A 1059-nucleotide genomic window follows, 5' to 3' on the forward strand; every position below is an offset into this window, starting at 1 on the left:
GTATAATCCACATTCCGTGAAAGGAGATTTATGATCCACCTTATTTTTTTTCTGCAAATGATAGATAAAATAACTTCCCCCGCTGCTCTTGCAATATTTGCTTAAGAGTTGCAGAATGAACTCGGCATTCTCACGTACGTGTTGTTCGTCACCATCATATCCGTTGATGAGAACCACGAGGTGAGTGGTGCCGAGTGTCATTTTTGTACGTTCGTGGTCGCTGGTAGGAGTTCCTACACCTCCCGCTTCATCTCTATATACAGGTAAGCCTTCTATATTGATCATTCCTCTTCCTATGCCTTCGTAAGGCTCGCCTGCCTTGCCCACTCCTAAAATAAGCGTGTCGCCTTCGAACTTGTCGGCATCAAAACCACCTATGCTATAGCCATAGGCTATGCTTGCCAGGTTTACCAGATCAACTAAGGTATCTCTCTGATAGAGTTCCTTGCCCTGCAGTATTCTGCGGATAAGGGCTTCAGATGCCGGGCGATAGCGGGAAGGGTCCTTGCCGCAGGCGCGATATACCTTTCTTGTTGCAGCAATACCGCTTATCTCTTTGAGCGATTCTGTTGTGAGAGAACTTTTGAACTTTTCTCCGAGCGCATTTATCTCATCCCAAAGTTCTTTGCAATAAGGCGAGTTCTCAACATGAGCTTCTACGCATGCACCTACAAAAGTAGGACATACTGATTCTATTTCTTGTGAAACGATAATCTTCATGATACTTTTCTCCTTTTATATAATTAAAAACTCTTGAATAGACAAGGCAAAAATACGAAGAAATACTGTAATAGCCAAATAATATGCCTCTTTTTTGTGGAAAGTTTCAAGTTATCCCTTCTGTTATGGATAGAATTTGCTGAATCCTGGTAAATGTTTTAGGCTTGCTAGCTTAAAATGTATATGTGTGTCCGAGCACAAATGCGTTTCGAGTGTCTATATATATAATAAGGTGAAAAAACTGTTTTAGAACTTTATTGTGTTTATGAATGTTAAATTCTAAAGAAAAAAGCAACTTTTTCCTCAAAACATTTGGTGGAATGGAAAATAGTTAGTACT

At 40.1% G+C, this 1059-nt stretch carries 1 protein-coding gene; it reads right to left on the reverse strand.

Going from position 1 to position 1059, the window contains the following annotated elements; genetic code table 11:
• Window positions 1-720 (reverse strand): B3/4 domain-containing protein (locus DW657_RS05225; protein ID WP_118311671.1); only part of this gene is annotated, 720 nt, incomplete at its 3' end.
• Window positions 721-1059 lie beyond the last annotated feature (339 nt).

Source organism: Prevotella sp. AM23-5, assembly GCF_003473645.1.
GTDB classification, from domain to species: Bacteria; Bacteroidota; Bacteroidia; order Bacteroidales; family Bacteroidaceae; genus Prevotella; species Prevotella copri_A.